At 62.3% G+C, this 19,834-nt stretch carries 18 protein-coding genes; 9 read left to right on the top strand and 9 right to left on the bottom strand.

All coding sequences use genetic code 11. From position 1 onward, the window contains the following. A partial coding sequence (locus X773_RS0139480) for a S1 RNA-binding domain-containing protein (protein WP_156937456.1) occupies positions 1-406 on the bottom strand: 406 nt, incomplete at its 3' end. A gap of 666 nt (positions 407-1,072) precedes the next feature. Here X773_RS0139480 and X773_RS69320 point away from each other — a divergent pair. The 7 genes from X773_RS69320 to X773_RS69300 all read left to right on the top strand — a co-directional run bounded on the left by X773_RS69320 (position 1,073) and on the right by X773_RS69300 (position 8,498). Further along, on the top strand, positions 1,073-2,335 hold the full coding sequence (locus X773_RS69320; RefSeq protein ID WP_023679928.1) for an N-acetylmuramoyl-L-alanine amidase: 1,263 nt from the start codon (positions 1,073-1,075) through the stop codon (positions 2,333-2,335). Position 2,336: 1 nt separating this feature from the next. Next, on the top strand, positions 2,337-2,519 hold the full coding sequence (locus tag X773_RS76815) for a hypothetical protein (protein WP_156937455.1): 183 nt from the start codon (positions 2,337-2,339) through the stop codon (positions 2,517-2,519). A 30-nt stretch (positions 2,520-2,549) separates the two neighbouring features. After that, positions 2,550-5,006, top strand: coding sequence for a penicillin-binding protein 1A (locus X773_RS69315; RefSeq protein WP_023679927.1), 2,457 nt, complete (start codon positions 2,550-2,552; stop codon positions 5,004-5,006). A 133-nt stretch (positions 5,007-5,139) separates the two neighbouring features. Continuing rightward, a protein-coding gene (gene prfB / locus X773_RS69310) for a peptide chain release factor 2 (RefSeq protein WP_156937454.1) occupies positions 5,140-6,271 on the top strand; the annotation gives its coding sequence in 2 pieces (ribosomal slippage) (positions 5,140-5,205 and positions 5,207-6,271; 1,131 coding nt in all). Positions 6,272-6,743: 472 nt separating this feature from the next. Beyond that, positions 6,744-7,130, top strand: a complete 387-nt coding sequence (locus X773_RS0139475; RefSeq protein WP_031212810.1) for a hypothetical protein — start codon at positions 6,744-6,746, stop codon at positions 7,128-7,130. A 177-nt stretch (positions 7,131-7,307) separates the two neighbouring features. After that, the gene (locus X773_RS69305; RefSeq protein WP_023679923.1) at positions 7,308-7,676 is read left to right on the top strand and encodes a GFA family protein; all 369 of its coding nucleotides are present in this window, start codon (positions 7,308-7,310) and stop codon (positions 7,674-7,676) included. A 174-nt stretch (positions 7,677-7,850) separates the two neighbouring features. After that, a complete protein-coding gene (locus X773_RS69300; protein ID WP_023679922.1) occupies positions 7,851-8,498 on the top strand; it encodes an OmpA family protein in 648 nt (215 codons plus the stop codon). A 90-nt stretch (positions 8,499-8,588) separates the two neighbouring features. On the opposite strand, the gene X773_RS69295 is transcribed toward X773_RS69300, so the two are convergent. Together X773_RS69295 and X773_RS69290 are read right to left on the bottom strand one after the other, a co-directional pair. Further along, the gene (locus X773_RS69295) at positions 8,589-8,861 is read right to left on the bottom strand and encodes a DUF2798 domain-containing protein (RefSeq protein WP_023679921.1); all 273 of its coding nucleotides are present in this window, start codon (positions 8,859-8,861) and stop codon (positions 8,589-8,591) included. Between the two features lie 48 nt (positions 8,862-8,909). Then, a complete protein-coding gene (locus X773_RS69290) occupies positions 8,910-9,794 on the bottom strand; it encodes an NmrA/HSCARG family protein (RefSeq protein ID WP_023679920.1) in 885 nt (294 codons plus the stop codon). Positions 9,795-9,866: 72 nt separating this feature from the next. Between X773_RS69290 and X773_RS69285 the strand changes: the two genes are divergently transcribed. Both X773_RS69285 and X773_RS69280 read left to right on the top strand, forming a co-directional pair. Further along, positions 9,867-10,808 carry a LysR family transcriptional regulator gene (locus X773_RS69285; protein ID WP_245274827.1) on the top strand — a complete coding sequence of 314 codons (942 nt, stop codon included), beginning with the start codon at positions 9,867-9,869 and terminating at the stop codon, positions 10,806-10,808. Between the two features lie 447 nt (positions 10,809-11,255). Continuing rightward, entirely contained in the window at positions 11,256-13,268 is a 2,013-nt protein-coding gene (locus tag X773_RS69280) for a BTAD domain-containing putative transcriptional regulator (protein ID WP_023679917.1), read from the top strand. A gap of 81 nt (positions 13,269-13,349) precedes the next feature. On the opposite strand, the gene X773_RS69275 is transcribed toward X773_RS69280, so the two are convergent. The 6 genes from X773_RS69275 to X773_RS69250 form a co-directional block, all read right to left on the bottom strand. Continuing rightward, a complete protein-coding gene (locus X773_RS69275; RefSeq protein WP_031212807.1) occupies positions 13,350-14,945 on the bottom strand; it encodes a DEAD/DEAH box helicase in 1,596 nt (531 codons plus the stop codon). A 190-nt stretch (positions 14,946-15,135) separates the two neighbouring features. Continuing rightward, a complete protein-coding gene (locus X773_RS69270; protein ID WP_023679915.1) occupies positions 15,136-15,909 on the bottom strand; it encodes an NAD kinase in 774 nt (257 codons plus the stop codon). A gap of 460 nt (positions 15,910-16,369) precedes the next feature. Further along, on the bottom strand, positions 16,370-17,131 hold the full coding sequence (locus tag X773_RS69265; RefSeq protein WP_023679914.1) for an MBL fold metallo-hydrolase: 762 nt from the start codon (positions 17,129-17,131) through the stop codon (positions 16,370-16,372). Beyond that, the gene (locus X773_RS69260; RefSeq protein WP_023679913.1) at positions 17,128-18,198 is read right to left on the bottom strand and encodes an ABC transporter ATP-binding protein; all 1,071 of its coding nucleotides are present in this window, start codon (positions 18,196-18,198) and stop codon (positions 17,128-17,130) included. The genes X773_RS69265 and X773_RS69260 overlap by 4 nt, the downstream gene beginning before the upstream one ends. Then, positions 18,195-18,977: an ABC transporter permease gene (locus X773_RS69255; protein WP_023679912.1), complete on the bottom strand. Its 783-nt coding sequence runs from the start codon at positions 18,975-18,977 to the stop codon at positions 18,195-18,197. Before X773_RS69255 ends, X773_RS69260 begins: the two co-directional genes overlap by 4 nt. A gap of 2 nt (positions 18,978-18,979) precedes the next feature. After that, a complete protein-coding gene (locus X773_RS69250; RefSeq protein WP_023679911.1) occupies positions 18,980-19,822 on the bottom strand; it encodes an ABC transporter permease in 843 nt (280 codons plus the stop codon). Positions 19,823-19,834: the final 12 nt, after the last annotated feature.

Here is a 19,834-nt window from a genome sequence, read left to right as displayed (position 1 = left end):
CCTCGCGCCTGTGCTCGCCGCGGTCGCGGCTCTTGCCGCCGCGCCGGCGTCCGCGCTTGCCACGGTCGCGGCTCTGGCGGTCCTCGCCTTCGGCTTCCTCGTCCTCTTCGTCCTGGGCTTCCTGTGCTTCCGCACGCAGCAGCGCCTGACGGTCGGCGACCGGAATCTGGTAGTAGTCGGGATGTATTTCACTGAAGGCGAGGAAACCGTGACGGTTGCCGCCATATTCGACAAAGGCTGCCTGGAGGGAAGGTTCGACGCGCGTTACGCGGGCGAGATAGATGTTTCCTTTGAGCTGCTTCTTGTCCTGGGATTCAAAGTCGAATTCTTCAATACGGTTACCGCGAACGACGACAACGCGTGTTTCCTCCGGGTGGGAGGCGTCTATCAGCATTTTGTTGGGCATTATTTCGTTTCCTCCCGGCAGCCGTCGGCCGCAGCTTGCAGGACACTGCCCGCTGCCGTGGACCTGGAACATGGGTGCCGGACAATTGAACGTCCGCCGGCCGCTGCCTGAGCGCCATGGCGGTGCCGCCCGCAGCCGTAGTGGCGCGGTTTGTTGCGGACCTTTCCATGATTGCGCTTGAAGCCATCGTCACCAGCAGAACCTTTTGAACCAAAGCCCGGAAAAAACCGGACCAGCTTGTTTGCTCATACAGAGCCGGCACGGGACAATCCCGGCCGTTTTGCTCACGCAGGCGATTCCCCCGCCACGGGAGCACGCCTGCGAAAATCGTCGCGATCACCGATGCCTTCTTCGCCTGAAGCGAAAGGAGCCGTCTTGCGTCTGACCTGTAGCAGGAAGCTGCGGAGGAGGACGGTTCCAGGATTGCAGTGATCCACCATCGCTTTTATGATTTGGCGGGTTGGAAGGCAACCCCGATTCCCGATGCCGGCAAAAAGCCGTTCCGCAGCGGAAGCCCAGGTTCCAAGCCTTCCATGAAAAGGCTTGGTTAACCTTCTCTGGATACCAATCGTTAATCGAGTTCGCGGCCTGCCAGCACTTTGACAAGCAATAGGGCACTTCGACAAGCGATCGGGCATGACGCCAACGGGAGCGATTGGTAGAAAGATGGGACTGGCAGGCTTCGCAGACAAGGGCCGTCATCATGGAGGCCGGTTCTTCCGCACCGCCTGCCTGCTGCCGCTGATCCTGGCTTGCCTGGTCTTTTCGCCGCTTTCGCGTGCTGCCGACGCACCGCTCGGTGCCATAAGCTACAAGATGGCCGGCGATGCCACCAAGATGCGCATCGTCATCAATTTCGACCGCGACCCCGACATCAAATGGTTCCTGCTGCGCGGCCCCAATCGCCTGGTCATCGATCTCCCGGCCACGAGATTCGCCCTCAATGCCAAGGATATGAAGCCGCGCGGGCTTGTCCGCGCCGTGCGTTACGGCGGACTCGGCGAGGGGAAATCGCGGCTGATTCTCACCGGCAAGGGACCGTTCGCCGTCGACAATCTCGACGTGCTCAAGAACGATGACGGCAACGGCTACCGCATCGCCATCGACATGTCGGCGGCCTCGCAGCGGGAATTCGACGCAGCGCTCGCCAATCAGGCGCTGACCACCGGTTCGACGGTCTCCGCCGACAAGGCCGGCAGGGTCGGTACCGGGCCGGTCTCCAATCCGGGCCATCGTTTCACCGTCGTCATCGATCCCGGCCATGGCGGCATCGACGGCGGCGCCGAGGGCCTGAACGGGACGGTCGAGAAGAACGTGACGCTCGCCTTCGCCATGGAACTGCGCGACAAGCTCGCCGCCGGCGGCAAATACGACGTGTTCCTGACACGTGAGACCGACGTGTTCCTGCGGCTTGACGACCGCGTGCGCATTGCCCGCCAGCATGAGGCCGACCTGCTCATCTCGATCCATGCCGACACGATCAGCCTCAAGGGCATTCGCGGCGCAACGGTCTACACCGTGTCCGACAAGGCTTCCGATCCCGAGGCGCAGGCGCTTGCCGACCGTGAAAATCTTTCCGACCAGTTCGCCGGCATGGAGATCAAGGACGACAGCAAGGAAGTGACCGACATCCTGATCGACCTGATCCGCCGCGAGACGCATAATTTTTCGATGAGCTTCGCCCATACTCTCGTCGGCCAGCTTTCCACCAGCGTCGGTCTGATCAACAACCCGCAGCGTTCTGCCGGCTTCAAGGTGCTGAAAGCGCCGGACGTTCCATCCGTGCTGGTCGAACTCGGCTATCTGTCGAACGCCAAGGACGAAGCGCAATTGCTCAGCGCCGATTGGCGCAACAAGGCGACCCAGAGCATAACCAACGCCGTTGCCCTGTTTGCTTCGGCCAAGAGCGGAACGGGGGCCGGAGGCTGAAATGTCCGCCGGCGCCCACAACCTGAAGCAGCGTTGCACGGCGACAACACCCTGTGCTTTTATTTCCGGCATTCGAAACCGAAATTCCGCGCTGCCGTATTTTGCCCACATGGTCGCGACATGGATTTTGCGATTACGGTTTGGGATCGTCCCGAAAGCTTGCGTGAAGGGCGGCTTCGTTTAGGAAATTCCCGAACCAAGGACTGGAGCGGGTATGATTCGTCTCATTGGCTATTTCTTCGGCATCGGCACGACGCTGGCCCTTTTGGTCGCGGCGGGCGTGGCGATCTATATCGGCCATTTGTCGAAGGACCTGCCCGATTACGAGGTGCTGGCCAAATACGAGCCGCCGGTGACGACCCGCATCCACGCGTCGGATGGCGCGCTGATGGCCGAATATGCGCGTGAGCGGCGGCTTTATCTGCCGATTCAGGCGATCCCGGACCGTGTCAAGGCGGCCTTCCTGTCGGCCGAGGACAAGAACTTTTACAATCACCCCGGCATCGACGTGACCGGCCTTGGCCGGGCCATTGTCGTCAACCTGCAGAATGTTGGCTCGGGAAAGCGCCAGGTCGGCGCCTCGACCATCACCCAGCAGGTGGCGAAGAACTTCCTGTTGTCTTCAGACCAGACCTACGAGCGCAAGATCAAGGAGATGATCCTCGCCTTCCGCATCGAGCAGGCCTACTCAAAGGATCGCATTCTCGAGCTCTATCTCAACGAGATTTTCTTCGGCTTCGGCGCCTATGGCGTCGCCGGTGCTGCGCTAACCTATTTCGACAAATCGGTGAACGAGCTCACCGTGGCCGAAGCCGCCTATCTCGCCTCTCTGCCGAAGGGGCCGAACAACTACCATCCCTTCAAGCATGCCGATCGCGCCTTGGAGCGCCGCAACTGGGTGATCGACCAGATGGTCGAGAACGGTTACGTCACGCATGAGGAAGGCGAGAAGGCCAAGGCCGAGCCGCTCGGCGTCACGCCGCGCCGCACCGGCAACTATCTCTTCGCCGGGGAGTATTTCACCGAGGAAGTGCGTCGCCAGATCATCGCGCGCTATGGCGAGAATGCGCTCTACGAGGGCGGCCTTTCCGTCCGCACGACGCTCGATCCGAAGATGCAGCTGATTGCCCGCAAGGCCATGCAGAACGGACTTATGAAGTTCGACACGCTGCGCGGCTACCGCGGGCCGGTCACGAGCATCGACGTTTCCGGCGACTGGGGCGTGCCGCTGGGCAACGTCAAGCGGTTGGAGGACGTGCCGGAATGGTCGCTCGCCGTCGTGCTCGACAGCTCGGCCACCGGCCTGTCCATCGGCCTGCAGCCGACGCGCCAGATCTCCGGCGAAATCGTCAAGGACCGCGTCGAAGGCACTGTCAGCAAGGAAGACATGAGCTTCGCCATGCGCCACGTGGTCGACGGCAGGACCGTCAAGGCGAAGTCGCCCGCCGACGTGTTGAAGCCGGGCGACGTGATTTTCGTGCAGAAGAACGACGGCTCGGACAACAGCTACAGCTTGCGCCAGGTTCCCGAAGTGGAAGGCGGCCTGATCGCCATGGACCCGCATACCGGACGCGTCCTGGCCATGGTCGGCGGTTTCTCCTACGCGCAATCGGAGTTCAACCGGGCGACGCAGGCCATGCGCCAGCCGGGATCGTCGTTCAAGCCGATCGTCTATTCGGCCGCCCTCGACAATGGCTATACCCCCGCCTCCGTGATCATGGACGGGCCGATCACCATCCAGAGCGGCAACACGACCTGGACGCCCAAGAACTACGACGGAACGGTGGCCGGCCCGGCGACGTTGCGCTCCGGCATCGAGAAATCGCGCAATCTGATGACGGTGCGGCTTGCCAACGACATGGGCATGAAGCTGGTCGTGGAATATGCCGAGCGTTTCGGCGTCTACGACCACCTGGCGCCGTATCTGCCGATGGCGCTGGGATCCGGCGAGACGACGGTGATGCGCATGGTGTCGGCCTATTCGATCATGGCCAATGGCGGCAAGTCGATCAAGCCGTCGCTGATCGACCGCATCCAGGATCGCTACGGCAAGACCGTCTTTAGGCAGGACGAACGCGGCTGCTCGAACTGCAATGCCGCCGAGTGGCAGGACCAGCCAGAGCCGGAGCTGGTCGACAACTCCGAGCAGGTGCTCGATCCGATGACCGCCTACCAGATCACATCGATGATGGAGGGCGTCGTGCAACGCGGTACCGGCGCCACCATCAACGAGCTTGGCCGTCACATCGCCGGCAAGACCGGAACGACCAACGACGAAAAGGATGCCTGGTTCATCGGCTATACGCCGAACCTCGTTGTCGGCCTCTATATGGGCTACGATCAGCCGAAAGGTCTTGGCAAGGGCGCGACCGGCGGCGGCCTTGCCGCGCCGATCTTCAAGGATTTCATGCGCGTGGCGCTGGATGGCACGCCCAATGTCGACTTCAAGGTTCCGGAAGGCATGAAGCTGATTGCGATCAATCGCAAGACCGGCATGCGAGCCAACGCGGGCGACGCCGGAACCATCACCGAAGCCTTCAAGCCGGGTACCGGTCCCGCCGACAGCTATTGGGTGATCGGCATGGGTGCGGACGGCTCCAACGCCACCGGCGGGGCGCTGTCGCCGCAGGCCAACCAGGCCATCCAGTCGGGCGGCGGCGGGCTCTACTGACAATCGCTACATCGGGTCGGGCCGACTTGACGATGATGGTCGAGCCGGCCCATTCCGCTTTACAGGGGCCGGTGCCGTCCCTATGTATCGCGCCATCAAGCCGCCATTTAGCAACAGGACAGAACAGCCAGCCATGCGCGCGGAAACGCAAAATATTGTCGACGAGATCAGGCAGGCGATAACCCTGCTGAGGAGGCATCTTTGACTGGGATCAAGCCATAAAGCGGCTTGAGTACCTGAATGTCCGTGCCGAGGATTCGAGCCTCTGGAACGAGCCGCTGGAAGCGCAAAAGCTGATGCGCGAGCGTCAGGGCCTCGAGGAAGGTATTGCCGCGGTCAAAGGCCTCACCCAGGCCCTGGAAGACAATATCGGCCTGATCGAGCTTGGCGAGGAAGAGGGCGACGAGGGCGTAATCGCGGAGGCCGAAGCGGCGATCCGCTCGATGCGCGGCGAGGCCAAGGCGCGCCAGATCGAAACGCTGCTGTCGGGCGAGGCTGACGCCAACGATAGCTATCTGGAAGTCCATGCTGGCGCCGGCGGCACCGAAAGCCAGGACTGGGCCTCGATGCTTCTGCGCATGTATACGCGCTGGGCCGAGCGCCGCCGCTTCAAGGTCGAAGTGCTGGAAGTACATGACGGTGAAGAAGCCGGCATCAAGTCCGCCACGCTGCTGATCAAGGGCCACAACGCCTACGGCTGGCTGAAGACGGAATCCGGCGTGCATCGTCTCGTGCGGATTTCGCCCTATGACAGCAATGCGCGCCGCCACACCTCCTTCGCCAGCGTCTGGGTCTATCCCGTCATCGACGATACGATCGACATCGACGTTTCCGAATCCGACGTCCGTATCGACACGTATCGGTCGTCGGGATCGGGCGGCCAGCACGTCAACACCACCGATTCGGCCGTGCGCATAACCCATCTCGCCACCGGCATCGCGGTTGCCTGCCAGGCCGAGCGCTCCCAGCACAAGAACAAGGCCAAGGCCTGGGAAATGCTGCGCTCGCGGCTTTACGAGGAAGAGCTGAAGAAGCGCGAAGCGGTGGCGGACGCCACGGAAGCGTCGAAGAGCGATATCGGCTGGGGCCACCAGATACGGTCCTACGTGCTGCAGCCCTATCAGTTGGTGAAAGATCTGCGCACCGGTGTCGAGAGCACCAGCCCGTCGAGCGTGCTCGACGGCGACCTCGATGATTTCATGGAAGCCTCGCTGTCGCAGCGGATCGAGGGTGGCGCCGGCGAAACGGTGGCCGATATCGACTGAGGCCGCCGGGCACCAATCCGGCAGGAATGTGGGTTCATCACGCGAGAGTTACGGCCATCGTGCGAGAGTGACGAGCTCTCAATTTGCACCTACCTGTCGTTCTACAACTTTGTTTTTCGTAGAGTTTTTCAAAATCGATTTCCGCTTTTGACGCGGATGCCTCGGGCCTGCCGGTGCCAAGCCTGGAACCAGCGCGAGCCAAATCCCGTTATTGGCGATCCCGCTGCCGGGTTGACCAGGTTTCGTCAATCAGGACGGCAGGTTGGTTCCGGCTGCAGAGGTCGGCGTTCGGTTGCGACAGCAATTCCTTGCGCCAACCAAGGAATCAGCCCAGCATTCATGCGCTGGGGAGGAAAAAAGCATTTATGGCCGGGCGCGGCGTATCTGCGACCTGACGATCCGGCCAATGGGAAGACACGTTCCGGGAACGGGCAAGCGAAATGCTTGACAACCGTTGATAGGAACTGCGCTCATGCCTGCTCTCACAACCAGACCGGCCCCAGTCGCCCGCACGGCGCGCCGACTCCTGAATTCACTTGTCGCGGCAGTGGTTTTGATTGCTGCCGCCATTCCATTTGCGGCGCCTGCTCTGGCGCATGATGCCAAGCCGACCGCGGCAATGCCGCAAGGCTGGAGCTATCCGTTCTCCTGCTGCTCGGGCTATGATTGCCGCGAGGTCTCTCAGACATCGATCAGCGAACGTCCCGAGGGCTATGTCATCAAAGGAACCGGGGAAGTCGTGGCCTATAGCGACAAGCGGATCAAGAATTCGCCCGACGGCGAATATCATTGGTGCTCCGTTGCCGGTGCCAATGACGGAAAGACCATCTGCCTGTTCGTGCCCCCATCGTCCTACTAGCGCATGACGCCCAAAAGCTTGCCCACGGGCTGACCCGAGCGTGTGCAGCGGTTTTGGATCGATGGGCCTTCGATCTGTGCATCGCAGGCTCACAGGTCTGCTGACCGGCAGTTGTCAGGAGCGTTTCTTTATGCTGCCTTTGCCGTACGGGGCGGGGGCATTGTGAGGGACCAATTCATGACCATCAAGGCAAGCTGCCACTGCAAGGCGACGACGTTCGAGGTTTCGCAAGCGCCGCAGACAGTGACGCGATGCACCTGTTCCTTCTGTTCGAAACGCGGTTCGTTGTGGGCCTATTACACCCCATCGCAATTCAGACTCACCAGCCCGCCGGAGAATGTTTCGTTCTACCAGTGGGGATCGAAAACCATAAAACACGGTTTTTGCGCCACCTGCGGCTGCGGCACCTTCACCGAGACGCCGGACTGGTCGACAGGCGAGCCGAATTTCGACAATCCGAAGATCAGCGTGAACTCGCGGCTGTTCGACGATTTCGATCTCGACAAGGTCGAAGTGGTGGTCATCGACGGCAAGAATCTCTGGTAGCCGATCGAATTGGGGTGGTCGCGCGAGCCGCTGCAGGCGTGTGGAATTGAGCCGGGGAAAGCCGCGGCAACGGCTTTTGCTGGTCCGTTTTTCGCCGCATTTCATGGTACAAGTCGCTGGAAGGGCTGATGCGGTGCGCCGTTGCGCGACCGTGGAATGGAGAGGGACCACCATATGAAAAAGATTGTGCTCGCCGTCGTGGCGACGGCTGTGCTCGTGAGCGCATGCACCACCGATCCCTACACCGGGGAACAGAAGGTTTCCAACACCGCTGCCGGCGCCGGTCTCGGTGCTTTGGCGGGTGCCGGGCTCGGCATGCTTGCCGGCGGTAACGACCGCCGCAACGCGCTGATCGGCGCGGGCATCGGCGCGCTTGCCGGCGGTGCCATCGGTGCCACCATGGACCAGAACGAGGCCGAACTGCGCCGACAGCTTCAGGGCACCGGCGTCAGCGTCACCCGCACCGGCGACCAGATCATCCTCAATATGCCGTCCGACATCACCTTCAACGTCGACCAGGACGCGGTGAAGGCCGGTTTCTATCCGGTGCTGAATTCGGTTGCCCTTGTGCTGAAAAAGTTCCGGCAGACCACCGTCGACGTGTTCGGCCACACCGACTCGACCGGCGGCGACGAGCACAATTTCGACCTGTCGCAGCGCCGTGCTTTGGCGGTCGCCAACTATCTGTCCGGACAGGGCGTCGATTCCCGCCGCTTCGCCGTCACCGGCTTCGGCAAGACGCGTCCGATCGCCTCCAATGCGACGGCTGCCGGCCGGGCTCAGAACCGCCGCGTCGAGATCCAGCTGTCGCCGCTCACCTGAGGCAAGCACATGAACCGAGAGCGGCCCCGCAAGGGGCCGCTCTAATGGTTATGCCGGACCACCGGCCGCCGGCGCCCTTCGTTCGCGATATCAGGACCGGGCCGGCTGATCGACAATTGCGGCAACGATCCGGCGCACGATCGGAAGCACAATCAGCAGGCTGGGAAACGCAACAAGCCATGAAGCGCCCCACGCATAGCTCCAGGCCGCTATAAACCCGTTCGTCCAGCCTGCGCCGATTGCCGTCGAAACCGCCGAGACAATCGAGGACATCAGAATCGAAAGAACCAACGGCATCACCACCGCGCCGTAGGAGGGCGGCAGCTTTCTCAACTTGAAGGCTCGGTCCGGTGATGCTTGCATCGAAATCTCCTAATAAAAAAATATGCGTAGGCGCTATTGTGAGGACGATCAGGCGGCATATGCCGTCTGCAGCGCCAATTCCCGAATGAAGCTTCGCAGCGAACGCGGCTCGCGGCCAAGCACGGCACGCAACGTCAGGCTGTTCCCGCCGAGGCCGTATTTGGCGTAGTGGCTGTGTACTTTGGCCAGCATCTGCAACTGCCGGTCCGTATAGGGAAGGCGGGCCTTCGCCGCCCAGTCCTGAAATGTCGGCTCGCCCGCCGAAACCGGCCGGCCAAGCGCTTCGCTCATCATGGCGACGACCTCTTCGCGGCTGTGCATACCGTCGGCGCACAGCTCGAGGGTCGCATAGGACAAACGCGCTTCGGTCAGTGCGATTGCCGCAACTTCAGCCACATCGCGATAGTCGACGCGGGCGAGCTTCGCCGTCCTTGGAAACGGCTCGGCGAAAACGCCGTGCTCGACGACGGACGGCCAGGCCGCCGCGATATTTTGCATGAAATTGGCCGGGTGCAGAATGGTGTACTCCATGTTCGTCGAATAGAGGGCAGCTTCAACGGGTACCTTGCTTGCATGGTTTTCCAGCCTCGTATTGGTCGGCTGGATCACCGACGAAAAGACGAACTTTCGAACGCCTGCTCGCGCCGCCGCCTCAACCATGGCAACCCCCATGGCGGCTTCGTCGGGAGCAAAGGCCGGTCCGATGTGAAAGACACCGTCGACACCTTCCACGGCCTGCTCAAGGCTCCGATGGTCGCGCAGATCTCCGATCGCGATCTCGGATGCACCGGCTTTCTGGGCTTTTTCGGCACTCGCGGCGTCACGAACAAGCGCCCGAATCCTGGCATTGCGGCGGACGAGTTCAGGCACCACCAAACCGGCAACGCGGCCTGCGGCGCCTACGATCAGGACCGTTGGACTGGGTGTTCGCATGACGATCTCCTTCCCTCAAGTCTGCCTTTCGGCCTATGCAGGGAAGATAAAATCTAGCGAACTGCGTTACAATTGATCGATTTTGCGATAGTTTCTCCCGATTTTCGGGAGAAAGGAGCGATGAGCCGGATAGATGATTTCGAAGCCTTCATTGCCATTGTCGAGCACGGCAGCCTGACGGCTGCCGCACGCCGGCTGAACCGCTCACTGCAGTCGGTCAGTCGGTCCTTGGCGACATTGGAGGAATCCATCGGGGTCGAGCTTCTGCACAGGACGACACGCCGCTCGACGCCGAGCGAAGCCGGAGCGGCTTTTTTCCAGCGCATCAAACCCGCCGTCGAGGAAATTAACGAAGCCAGGCTTCAGGCGGCCAACCGACGGTCGGAGCCGTCGGGCATCCTGCGTGTGAGTGCCCCGGTTCTGTTCGGCCCGGATTTCCTGATGCCGGTCATCGCCGACTGTATGCGGACATATCCCCGCGTCGAGGTTGACCTCCAGCTTTCCGATGAATTTGTCGATCTTGATGCCGAGGGTCTCGATTTGGCGGTCCGGATCGGCAATTTGCCGGATTCCAATTTACGTGCGAAGCGGCTGGGGGCGTTGCGGCGCGTCGTGTTCGGCGCACCTGCCTACTTCCAGCAACGCGGCCGACCGGCCCATCCGCTTGAATTGCGTGAGCACGATTGCATCGTACGAACTGTCGACGGCCGCCCGGGCGAATGGATGTTTCAGATTGAAGGCAAGCCCCGGTCGGTGAAGGTCGCGGGCACTTTCCGGTCGAATTTGATGATATCCATCTATGCAGCCGCGGTTCACGGAGTGGGTCTGGGCTACTCGCCGCTTTGGCAGATAAAACACCTGGTGGACGACGGCCGCCTGGAACTGGTTCTGACCGAATTCGAGCCTGTGCCGGTGCCGATACACGCCGTGTGGCCGGAAGGCAGATCATCCTCCGCCAAAGTTCGCGCTTTTCTGGACCTGCTGGCATCCCGCCTGGAGCTCAAGAACCTTTAGGGCGCAAAACTAATCTGAGCGCCGATCTTACCTCATCGACATCAAGTTCGTGATCAGAACTGCCTTGGCGGCGTTGACCACGGGTTGATGGACCTCCGAATGACCGATGTCATTCAGCTGATCGGTCGTCAAATTTGCCAATGCCCTGCGTCTTGCGACGGTCCGCCGCCACCCCGTGAAGGCAGTGATCATCATTGCTGCGCTTTTCAGGCCAGACCCAAGCCAGCGGCGTTTGGACGCGCTGCTGCCGGCGCGAGTTCCCGTGTGAGCCATTTCTTAGTCTCCCGTTTCGAGTTTGCGGGTGGGAGCGTGCCACGCAGGTGTTTTCGGGCTGTTCGGCTGTGCGTGAACAATTGGGAGGAGTCCGACGATCCGCCGTTAAATCGGTGTTAAATCAATCTACCGAGATGCTATTCTGTCGCTGCGGTCAAAGTCTGGAGACGATTTGTGCGCATCCGGTTGCTTGGTGGCCTGGAGGTTACTTCCCCGGAGCAACGGCCCGTCCGGTTCGCCACACGCAAGACTTCGCTTCTTTTTGCTGCTCTGGTTCTCGCAGGCCGCCGCGGCCATCGTCGCGAGCAGCTTTCCGAAGCCTTTTGGCCGGGGCGAAGCAATGGGCAAGCCCGCAATAGTCTGCGGCAAGCGCTTGTCGACATCAGGCGCTCGTTCCCGGCCAGCTTGGATGCCACCGTCTACATCGATGGGGATCAGGAAACCGTTGCGCTGATTGCCGGACCGGATGAGGCGGACATCTCGATCTTCGATCGGAAATTAGAGGAGGGCCGAACCACCGATCTCGCCTTCGCCGCCGATCTCTACCGCGGTGAGCTGCTTGCCGGGCAAACGATTCCTGACGAACTGGACGAGTGGTTTGGACCCTTTCTGAGTAAGTATCAGCGCAAGGCGCTGCAGTTGGTCGATCGGCTGAGCCTGGCGCTGCCCGCACCCGGCTCAGCGGAAGAGACGGCCTGCGAAGGGCTCGCGGAGAGATTGCTCGCCTCGGATCCGACGGCGGAGGCAGCCCATCGGGCGCTTATCCGCATCCACGCTCATCGAGGTCACGAAAACGCGGCCTTGCGCCAGTTCGAGCTGTGTCGGGCAGCTTTAAAAAAACATCTGAATGCGGACCCAGAGGAGCAGACAAGCTCACTTGCGGCTTCCCTGCAGTCCCGTGAAAGAACTGAACGTCAGCGGCCGGAGCCAAGCTCTGGCGCCGCATCACTGGCGCAGGTTCTGGCGGCCCCGACGAGGCGCGACGACCAGCCGTCGATTGCGGTGCTGCCGTTTCAGAATCTAAGCGGTGATGTGGAGCAGGAATATTTCGCCGACGGCATGGTGGAAGACATTGTCACCGCCTTGGCTCACTTTCGTCACCTGTTCGTGGTCGCACGGAATTCGAGCTTCACCTACAGGGGACGGTCCATAGACATAAAGCAGGTCGGGCGTGAGCTGGGCGTGCGCTATGTGGTCGAGGGAAGTGTTCGCCGGGCGGGCGACCGCCTGCGCATCGCCGGGCAGCTCATCGACACCTCAACGGGGGCCTATCTCTGGGCCGACCGTTTTGATGGAACGCTCGCCGAAGTTTTCAATCTGCAGGACCAGGTCGCCTCGAGCATCGTCGGCGCAATCACACCGAAAATGGAGGAGGCTGAGATCGAGCGTGCCAAACGCAAACCGACAGAAAGCCTCGATGCTTATGACTACTATCTCCGCGGGCTGGCGGCCTTTGACCGAACGATCACTAGTAGATCGGCCATTGACGACGCCTTGCGCCTCTTCATGAAGGCGATCGACCGTGACCCGGAGTTCGCGATAGCCCATGCGCGGGCGGCGCGGTGCTACGCTACCCGAAAAAGCAACGGCTGGATGGTCGACCGTGCAGAAGAGATTGCCGAAGCTACTCGACTGGCCAGGAGAGCGGTCGAACTCGGAAGGGACGATGCAATTGCGCTTTCCTACGGTGGATACGTCCTCGGCTACGTAGGCGGCGACCTTGATGATAGTGCGGCTTGCATCGATCGCGCGCTCGCTCTCAACCCGAACTTGGCCGCTGCTTTGGGCGTCAGCAGCTGGGTGAGGGCTTGCTTGGGCGAGCCAGGCAAGGCCATTGAGCACGCCGCGCTTGCCATGCGCCTAAGCCCATTGGATCCACGCCTGTTCGCTTGGCAGTTCAACACCGGGCTCGCTCATTTTTGTGCAGGCCACTACGATGACGCCGTCGCTTGGGCGGGAAAGTCGCTGCGTCACCAGCCGAACTACGTGAGCGCGATGCGTGTAGTGGCGGCGGGTCATGCCCTTGCGGGGCGCCTAACGGAAGCGCAGCAAATGATGGCCCGGCTATGCGAGTTCGATCCCTCGCTGCGGCTTTCGAATCTCGCCGAGGTGCTGCCGCCGTTTTATCGACCGGATGATCGCAGCAGATATATCGAAGGCCTTCGTAAGGCGGGCCTGCCGGACTAACGCAGTATCAGCGCGAAGCGAGGCCGTCTTATGCAGCTTTCGGTGCTTCGCGCGTCGGCGCGACGCGCAAGCCCTGCAGCATCAGACCTTGGCGACGATCCGCATGAAGGCCGGCATGTCGTCGCCGAAGCCGACGGTCGCGTCATTGTCTTCCTGTCGCTGGCGGCCAGGGCGCTCGCGCTGCGGCCTGGTGTCGCCCCGTTCCGGCGCGCGCCTTTCGTTGCGATCCGGCGAAGCCTTGCGTTCAGGTGAAGCCTGGCGCTCGCTGTTTTCCGAGCGGATCGCCTCTTTGCGGGTACGCCGCTCGTCGATGTCGGCGACGGTGGCTTCGGCCACGACCGGCTGTTCCTCGCTAACTGCTTCCGGCGCTGCTTCTTCGCTGCGCTTGGCGTGGCGTTCACGCGGTTTGCGCTCGCCCCTGTCCTTGGCGTCGTCCTTGCGGCCGGCACGGCGTGGCGCACCGCGGCCACGGCGCGGGGCCTCATCCTCGCCGCCTTCGCTGGCAACGACCGTCGACAAATCGCCGTCATGCCACTCGATCTTCGTGCCGATCAGCCGCTCGATGGCGTCGATGTATTTGGTGTCCGACTTGGTCGCGATGGTGAAGGATTTGCCCGAGCGCCCGGCGCGGCCGGTACGGCCGATGCGGTGGACGTAATCCTCCGCGTGGATCGGCACGTCGTAATTGAAGACATGGCTGACATCGGGAATGTCGAGGCCGCGCGCCGCGACATCCGAAGCAACGAGGTAGCGCAGCTTGCCGTCACGGAAATTGGCAAGCATCTGCATGCGCGCGCGCTGGTCCATGTCGCCATGCAGGGCGCCGGCGTCGAAATCATATTTCAGCAGCGAGCGGAACAGCTCCGATACCTCGATCTTGCGGTTGCAGAAGATGATGGCGTTCTTCAGCTCGGCATCCTCGGCTTTCATCAAATTGCGCAGCGTCTCGCGCTTGTCCCACGGCTTTGGCCCGGATTTCACCAGCCGCTGGATAATGTTGGTGGCGGCCGATGCTGCCTTCGACACTTCGACGCGCACCGGCGCGTGCAGGAATTTCTCGGTGAGCTTGGTGATTTCCGGCGGCATCGTCGCCGAGAAGAACAGCGTCTGCCTGGTGAACGGGATCATCTCGCAGATACGCTCGATGTCGGGGATGAAGCCCATGTCGAGCATGCGGTCGGCCTCGTCGATGACGAGGATCTCGACACCATTGAGCAGGAGCTTGCCGCGCTCGCGATGGTCGAGCAGGCGGCCGGGAGTCGCGATCAGCACATCGGCGCCGCGCTCGAGCTTCTTGTCCTGCTCGTCGAAGGACACGCCGCCGATCAGCAGTGCGATGTTGAGCTTGTGGTTCTTGCCGTATTTGACGAAGTTTTCCTCGACCTGCGCGGCGAGCTCGCGCGTCGGCTCGAGGATCAGCGTGCGCGGCATGCGGGCGCGGGCGCGGCCCTTTTCCAGCCGGGTGAGCATCGGCAGGACGAAGGACGCCGTCTTGCCGGTGCCGGTCTGGGCTATGCCCAGCACGTCCTTGCCGAGCAAGGCGTGAGGGATGGCGCCAGCCTGGATCGGCGTCGGCTCGGTGTAGCCGGCATCGGTAACTGCGGAAAGGACCTTCGGCGACAGGCCAAGGTCTGCAAAGGTCAACGCTTCTTGAGCGATCTGGGTGTCTGAGGACAAGTTTGGCTGTCTTTGGCTGGTTCGGGGGCGCAACATATGCAGTCGCGGCAAGCGCCGCGCGCCTGCAAGATTGGTATTGCAGGTAGGCGCAAGCCCACGATTTGTCAACACAAACGGGCGGCATTGGCGCGATTGTGAAGTCGTAACCTTAATCGCGATGCTTAATTTGCGCAGTGGCCGCTGCGCCGGCTCAATACCTGAACTGTTCGGCGAGAATGCGCTCGTTCCACGAATGGTTGGGATCGAAGAGCAGCGTCGCCGTTGCCGTCGGCGATTCCCTCACCGTGACCGTCGTCACCGCCTTGACCTCGGTGTGGTCGGCGGCGGCATTCACCGGCCGCTTTTCCGGCTCCAGAATGTCGAAACGCACGATCGCCTTGTTGGAGAGCAGCGCGCCGCGCCAGCGGCGCGGACGAAACGGGCTGACCGGGGTCAGCGCCAGCAGCGGAGCGTCGAGCGGCAGGATCGGCCCGTGCGCCGACAGATTATATGCGGTCGAGCCGGCCGGCGTCGCAATCATCACGCCGTCGCAGTGCAATTCCTCCAGCCGCTCCTGCCCATCCACGGTGATGCGGATCTTGGCCGTCTGGTACGACTGGCGCCAAAGCGCGACCTCGTTGATCGCGAGCGCCGAAATCGTCTCGCCTTCGGCCGTCACCGCCTGCATCTCCAGCGGACGGATCGTTTCGGCAACGGCCGCCGCGATGCGCCCGGTCAAGCCGCTGGCGCGGTATTCGTTCATCAGGAAACCGATGGTGCCACGGTTCATGCCGTAGACCTTCTTTCCCGTGCTCATCGTCTCACGCAGGGTCTGCAGCAGAAAGCCGTCGCCGCCGAGCGCCACGACGATCCCGGCTTCTTCGACGGATGCCTGGCCGTAGCGTGCCGAAAGGCTTTCCAACGCCGCATTGGCGTCGGCGGTACCGGATGAGACGAAGGCGAAACGGCTGGCGGTTTTGCTCATGGCTCTCAACGACAACCGATTGGGACGACCGCCTGGCGACCGATTGGCGGCGACCGGTTGCTGGGCCGCGCCAGCGCCGGGTTAGCATGGGTGGGCATTTCTGCAAAGGGAGGGAGGTGCCTGCAGATGGCGACCAAACAAGCCGCACTCGCGCATCATGTCGGAGGACAAAATGATGTGATGGTTAAGACTCGCCTTAAACTCTCGTAAAGCCATATCGATCATGTTAGCCGGCAGCGGACGGGCGGCGTGGGGGCTAACCAGTCGAGGCCGATCTATTGCCGCTGGCACGCTTGATTATTGTCTTCCTGATGCTGGCAAGTTTTGCCCTGGCTTTCGCGGAACTGGTGCGCCAGTCGGAGGAAAAGAGCTTTAGACCCGAGCCCACGGCCTCACGCTGCGGCGACGCGGCGGGGACACCCTGTCCGCAAAGGGCGCTTTAACGCCACAGCGCCAGTGCTTATCGGGCTTGCAACAGATGGCAGCCGGCCTGGCGCTTTTGCGCGAGATACTCGTCGACAAGCTGGCGATAGCGGACTTTGCCGAAGCTCGGGAAATGGCCGCCGTGCACGACCGAGACATCGAGATCGCGCATGCGCAGCAGCGTTTCGACATAATCGTCGATATCGGAGTGATAGACGTCGTCGATCAGCGGGCCGTCATAGATGATGTCGCCGGAAAACAGGATGCCCGTCCTGTTTTCGTAGAGCGCAATGCCGCCGGGTGAATGGCCGGGCGTGTGGATGACCTCGAAGGCACGGTCGCCGAGATCGACGATGTCGCCTTGCTCGAGCAACCAGCCGGCTGGTGCGGGCAGGATCTGGTAGCGCTTCGTGTCCCAACCTTGCGGCATGCCGTCGAACATCTCGTCAGTGGCATAGCGGTCGGCAACCGTCCATTCGTTGCGTGGATCGGCGAGGATTTCGGCCTCGGCCGGGTGCACGCAGCGGTCGGGAAATTCGTGATGGCAGCCGATATGATCGAAATGCGTGTGGCTGGCCACGCAGGTGAGCTTGCGCTCCGTGACCAGCGGCACGTGGCGGCGCAGGCTGAAATGCCCGAGGCCGGTGTCGAACAGAAGATCGCGGTCGCGGCCGCGCACATGCCAGATGTTGCAGCGGAAGAACGGCTTGATCCACGGCTCGTGGATCAGCGTCACGCCATCGCCCATGCGGATAGTTTCGTACCAGTCAGGAGCGTCGATGATTGGAAGCGTGCTCATGTTTGGTCCGCAAGCAGGATGATGTCGCCAGCATCGCACGATACCGCGACAACGTCGCCCGGCTGGACGGCCGATGCTGCCGCGACCTTGGCGATGAAGTGCAGCGCCGGGTCGGTCGTGGAGGTCCCCAGCACACGCTTGAAGCTGCCCTGGAAGACGACGTCGCTGACCTTGACCATGCCAAGCGCCACGGCGCCGGCGGCAGCGCCGAGAACAAGATGCTCCGGGCGGATGGCCAGCGCAACGGTCGAGCCGGCCGGCAATGTGCCAGGCTGCGAGAGCGACCCAAGCTTCGTGGTGACGGTGATTTTGCCGCTCTTCGCCTCCGTCACCGTTCCCGATATCAGCGTGCTTTCGCCCATGAAAGTCGCGGAAAAGCGCGTCGCCGGCCGTGCATAGACGCGCTCGGGCGGCCCTTCGTCCTCGATGCGCCCGTCATTCATCACCACGCAATGATCGGCCAGCGCCATCGCCTCTTCCTGGTCGTGGGTGACGTGGATGAAGGCGGTGCCGACGCGTTTCTGGATCGCCTTCAATTCATCCTGCATCTGCCGGCGCAATTTCAGGTCGAGCGCGCCGAGCGGCTCGTCGAGCAGGAGCACCGCCGGCTCGACCACCAGGGCGCGCGCCAGCGCCACGCGCTGCCGCTGACCGCCGGAAAGCTGATGCGGCTTCTTGTCGAAGGCAGTGGCCAACCCAACCAGCGCCAGCGCCTCGCGTGCCCTTGCTGCCCGGGTTGCGCCATCGACACCCCGCATGCGCAGGCCGAAGCCGACATTGCTGCCGACGCTCATATGCGGGAACAGCGCATAATCCTGGAACACGGTCGTCGTCGGCCGCTTCGCCGGCGGCACGGCGGTGCAGTCCTCGCCGCGGATCAGCACCTTGCCTTCGCTCGGCGTGACGAAGCCGCCGAGGATGGACAAAAGCGTCGTCTTGCCGGAGCCGGACGGGCCGAGCAGGATCGTGTAGCTGCCAGGCTCGATCGTCAGCGAGACGTTCTTCAGCACGGTGTGCTGACCGAAGCGATGCGAGACGGAGCTTATATCGACCAGTGGCGCACTCATGCCGGCTTCCTCCGCAACAGCATCAGCTCGAACAATACCACCAGTACGATGGAGACGGCGAAGACCAGCGAGCCGACGGCGTTGGTCTTGGGATTGAGGCCGGAGCGGAGCAGGTTCCAGATCTCGACCGGCAGCGTCGTGTCGAAGCGCGTCAACAGGAACGAGATGACGAACTCGTCCCAGGAGAAGGTCATCGACAGGAAGAAGCCGGCGAAGATGGCCGGCGCCATGATGGGCACGGTGATCAGCAGCAGCACCTTCCATTCGGGCGCGCCGAGGTCGCGCGCGGCGCGCTCGATATTGATCTGGTGGTCGCCCATCTGGCTGTAGACGATGGCAAAGCAGAGCGGCAGGTTGATCACGACATGGCCGATGCCTGCGGCAAGTAGAGACTTCGGTACGCCGGTCCAGTTGAACAGCACCAGCAGCCCCATGCCGATGATGAGATAGCTGACGGTCAAGGGCAAGGTGATCAGCCCGCGCATCAGGCCCGAGCCCGGCAAGGCGAAGCGCGCAAAACCCCAGGCGGAGAGAAAGCCAAGCGTGACGGCGACAGCCGAGGAGACGACCGCCACCAGCAGCGAATTGACCAGAGCCGAAGTCAGCCGCGTGTCGGCGAGCACGGCCTCGTACCAGCGCAGCGACGGCCCGGTGAAGGGCGGGATCGGAAACGACGTCGCCTGCAGCGAAAACAGCACCAGCACCACCACCGGCAGGAAGATGAAGCCATAGATGGCGATGGCATAAAGGCCGGAGACGAGGCGGATGAGCGCGCGCATGGTCAGGCCCGCTCGATCTTCAGCCAGCGGGAGCAGGCGAGGTAGGCGACGGTGACCACCGCCATCAGGATGATCGACAGCGCCGAGGCGAGCGGAAAGTCGCCGCGCCGGCCGATCTGCATCATGACGAGTTGCGGCATCAAAAGCTCGTTGTTGCCGCCGAGGATCTGCGGCGTGATGTAGTCGCCGATGCATAGCACGAAGGTGAGGAAGGCGCCGACCATGATGCCAGGCAGCGTCAGCGGCAGAACGACATGCAGGAAAGTCCGCAGCGACCCGGCGCCGAGGTCGGCGGCGGCCTTCCGGTAGCTGGGGCTGAGCTGCTTCAGATTGGCGAAGATCGTCAGCGTCAACAGCATGACGAAGAAATGCACGAAGCCGGTGACGGTGGCGAGCCGAGTATTGGCGAGCTGCAGCGGTTCGCCGAACAGGCCGGAGCCGGTCAGTGCGCGGTTGACGACGCCGTTCTGCGCCAGCACCAGCAGCCACGAATAGGAGCGCACGACATAGGAGGTCCAGAAGGGCAGCACGGCCAGCATCAGCGCCAGCCGCTGCCAGCGCTCCGGCACCTGCTCGGCCAGGATCCAGGCAAAGGGATAGGCAAGCAGCACCGAGATCACGGTGACGATCGCTGTGACCTGCAGCGAGTTCACCATCGCCTGCCAGTAGGACGGATTGGCAAAGAACTGGCTGTAGTTGGACAGCGTGAAGCCGCCGCCTTCATGTGCCGTCAGGCTGGATACCGCCATGGCGACGAAGGGCAGCACGAAGAACAGCAACGTCCAGCCGAGCGCCGGCGCGACCAGCGCCCAGGGCAGGGCACGCCCGCTGTTGACGGCGTTCACGACCGGCAGCCG

The organism is Mesorhizobium sp. LSJC280B00 (genome assembly GCF_000502835.1).
Classification (GTDB): domain Bacteria; phylum Pseudomonadota; class Alphaproteobacteria; order Rhizobiales; family Rhizobiaceae; genus Mesorhizobium.
This window is presented reverse-complemented; position numbering and strand designations above follow the sequence as displayed.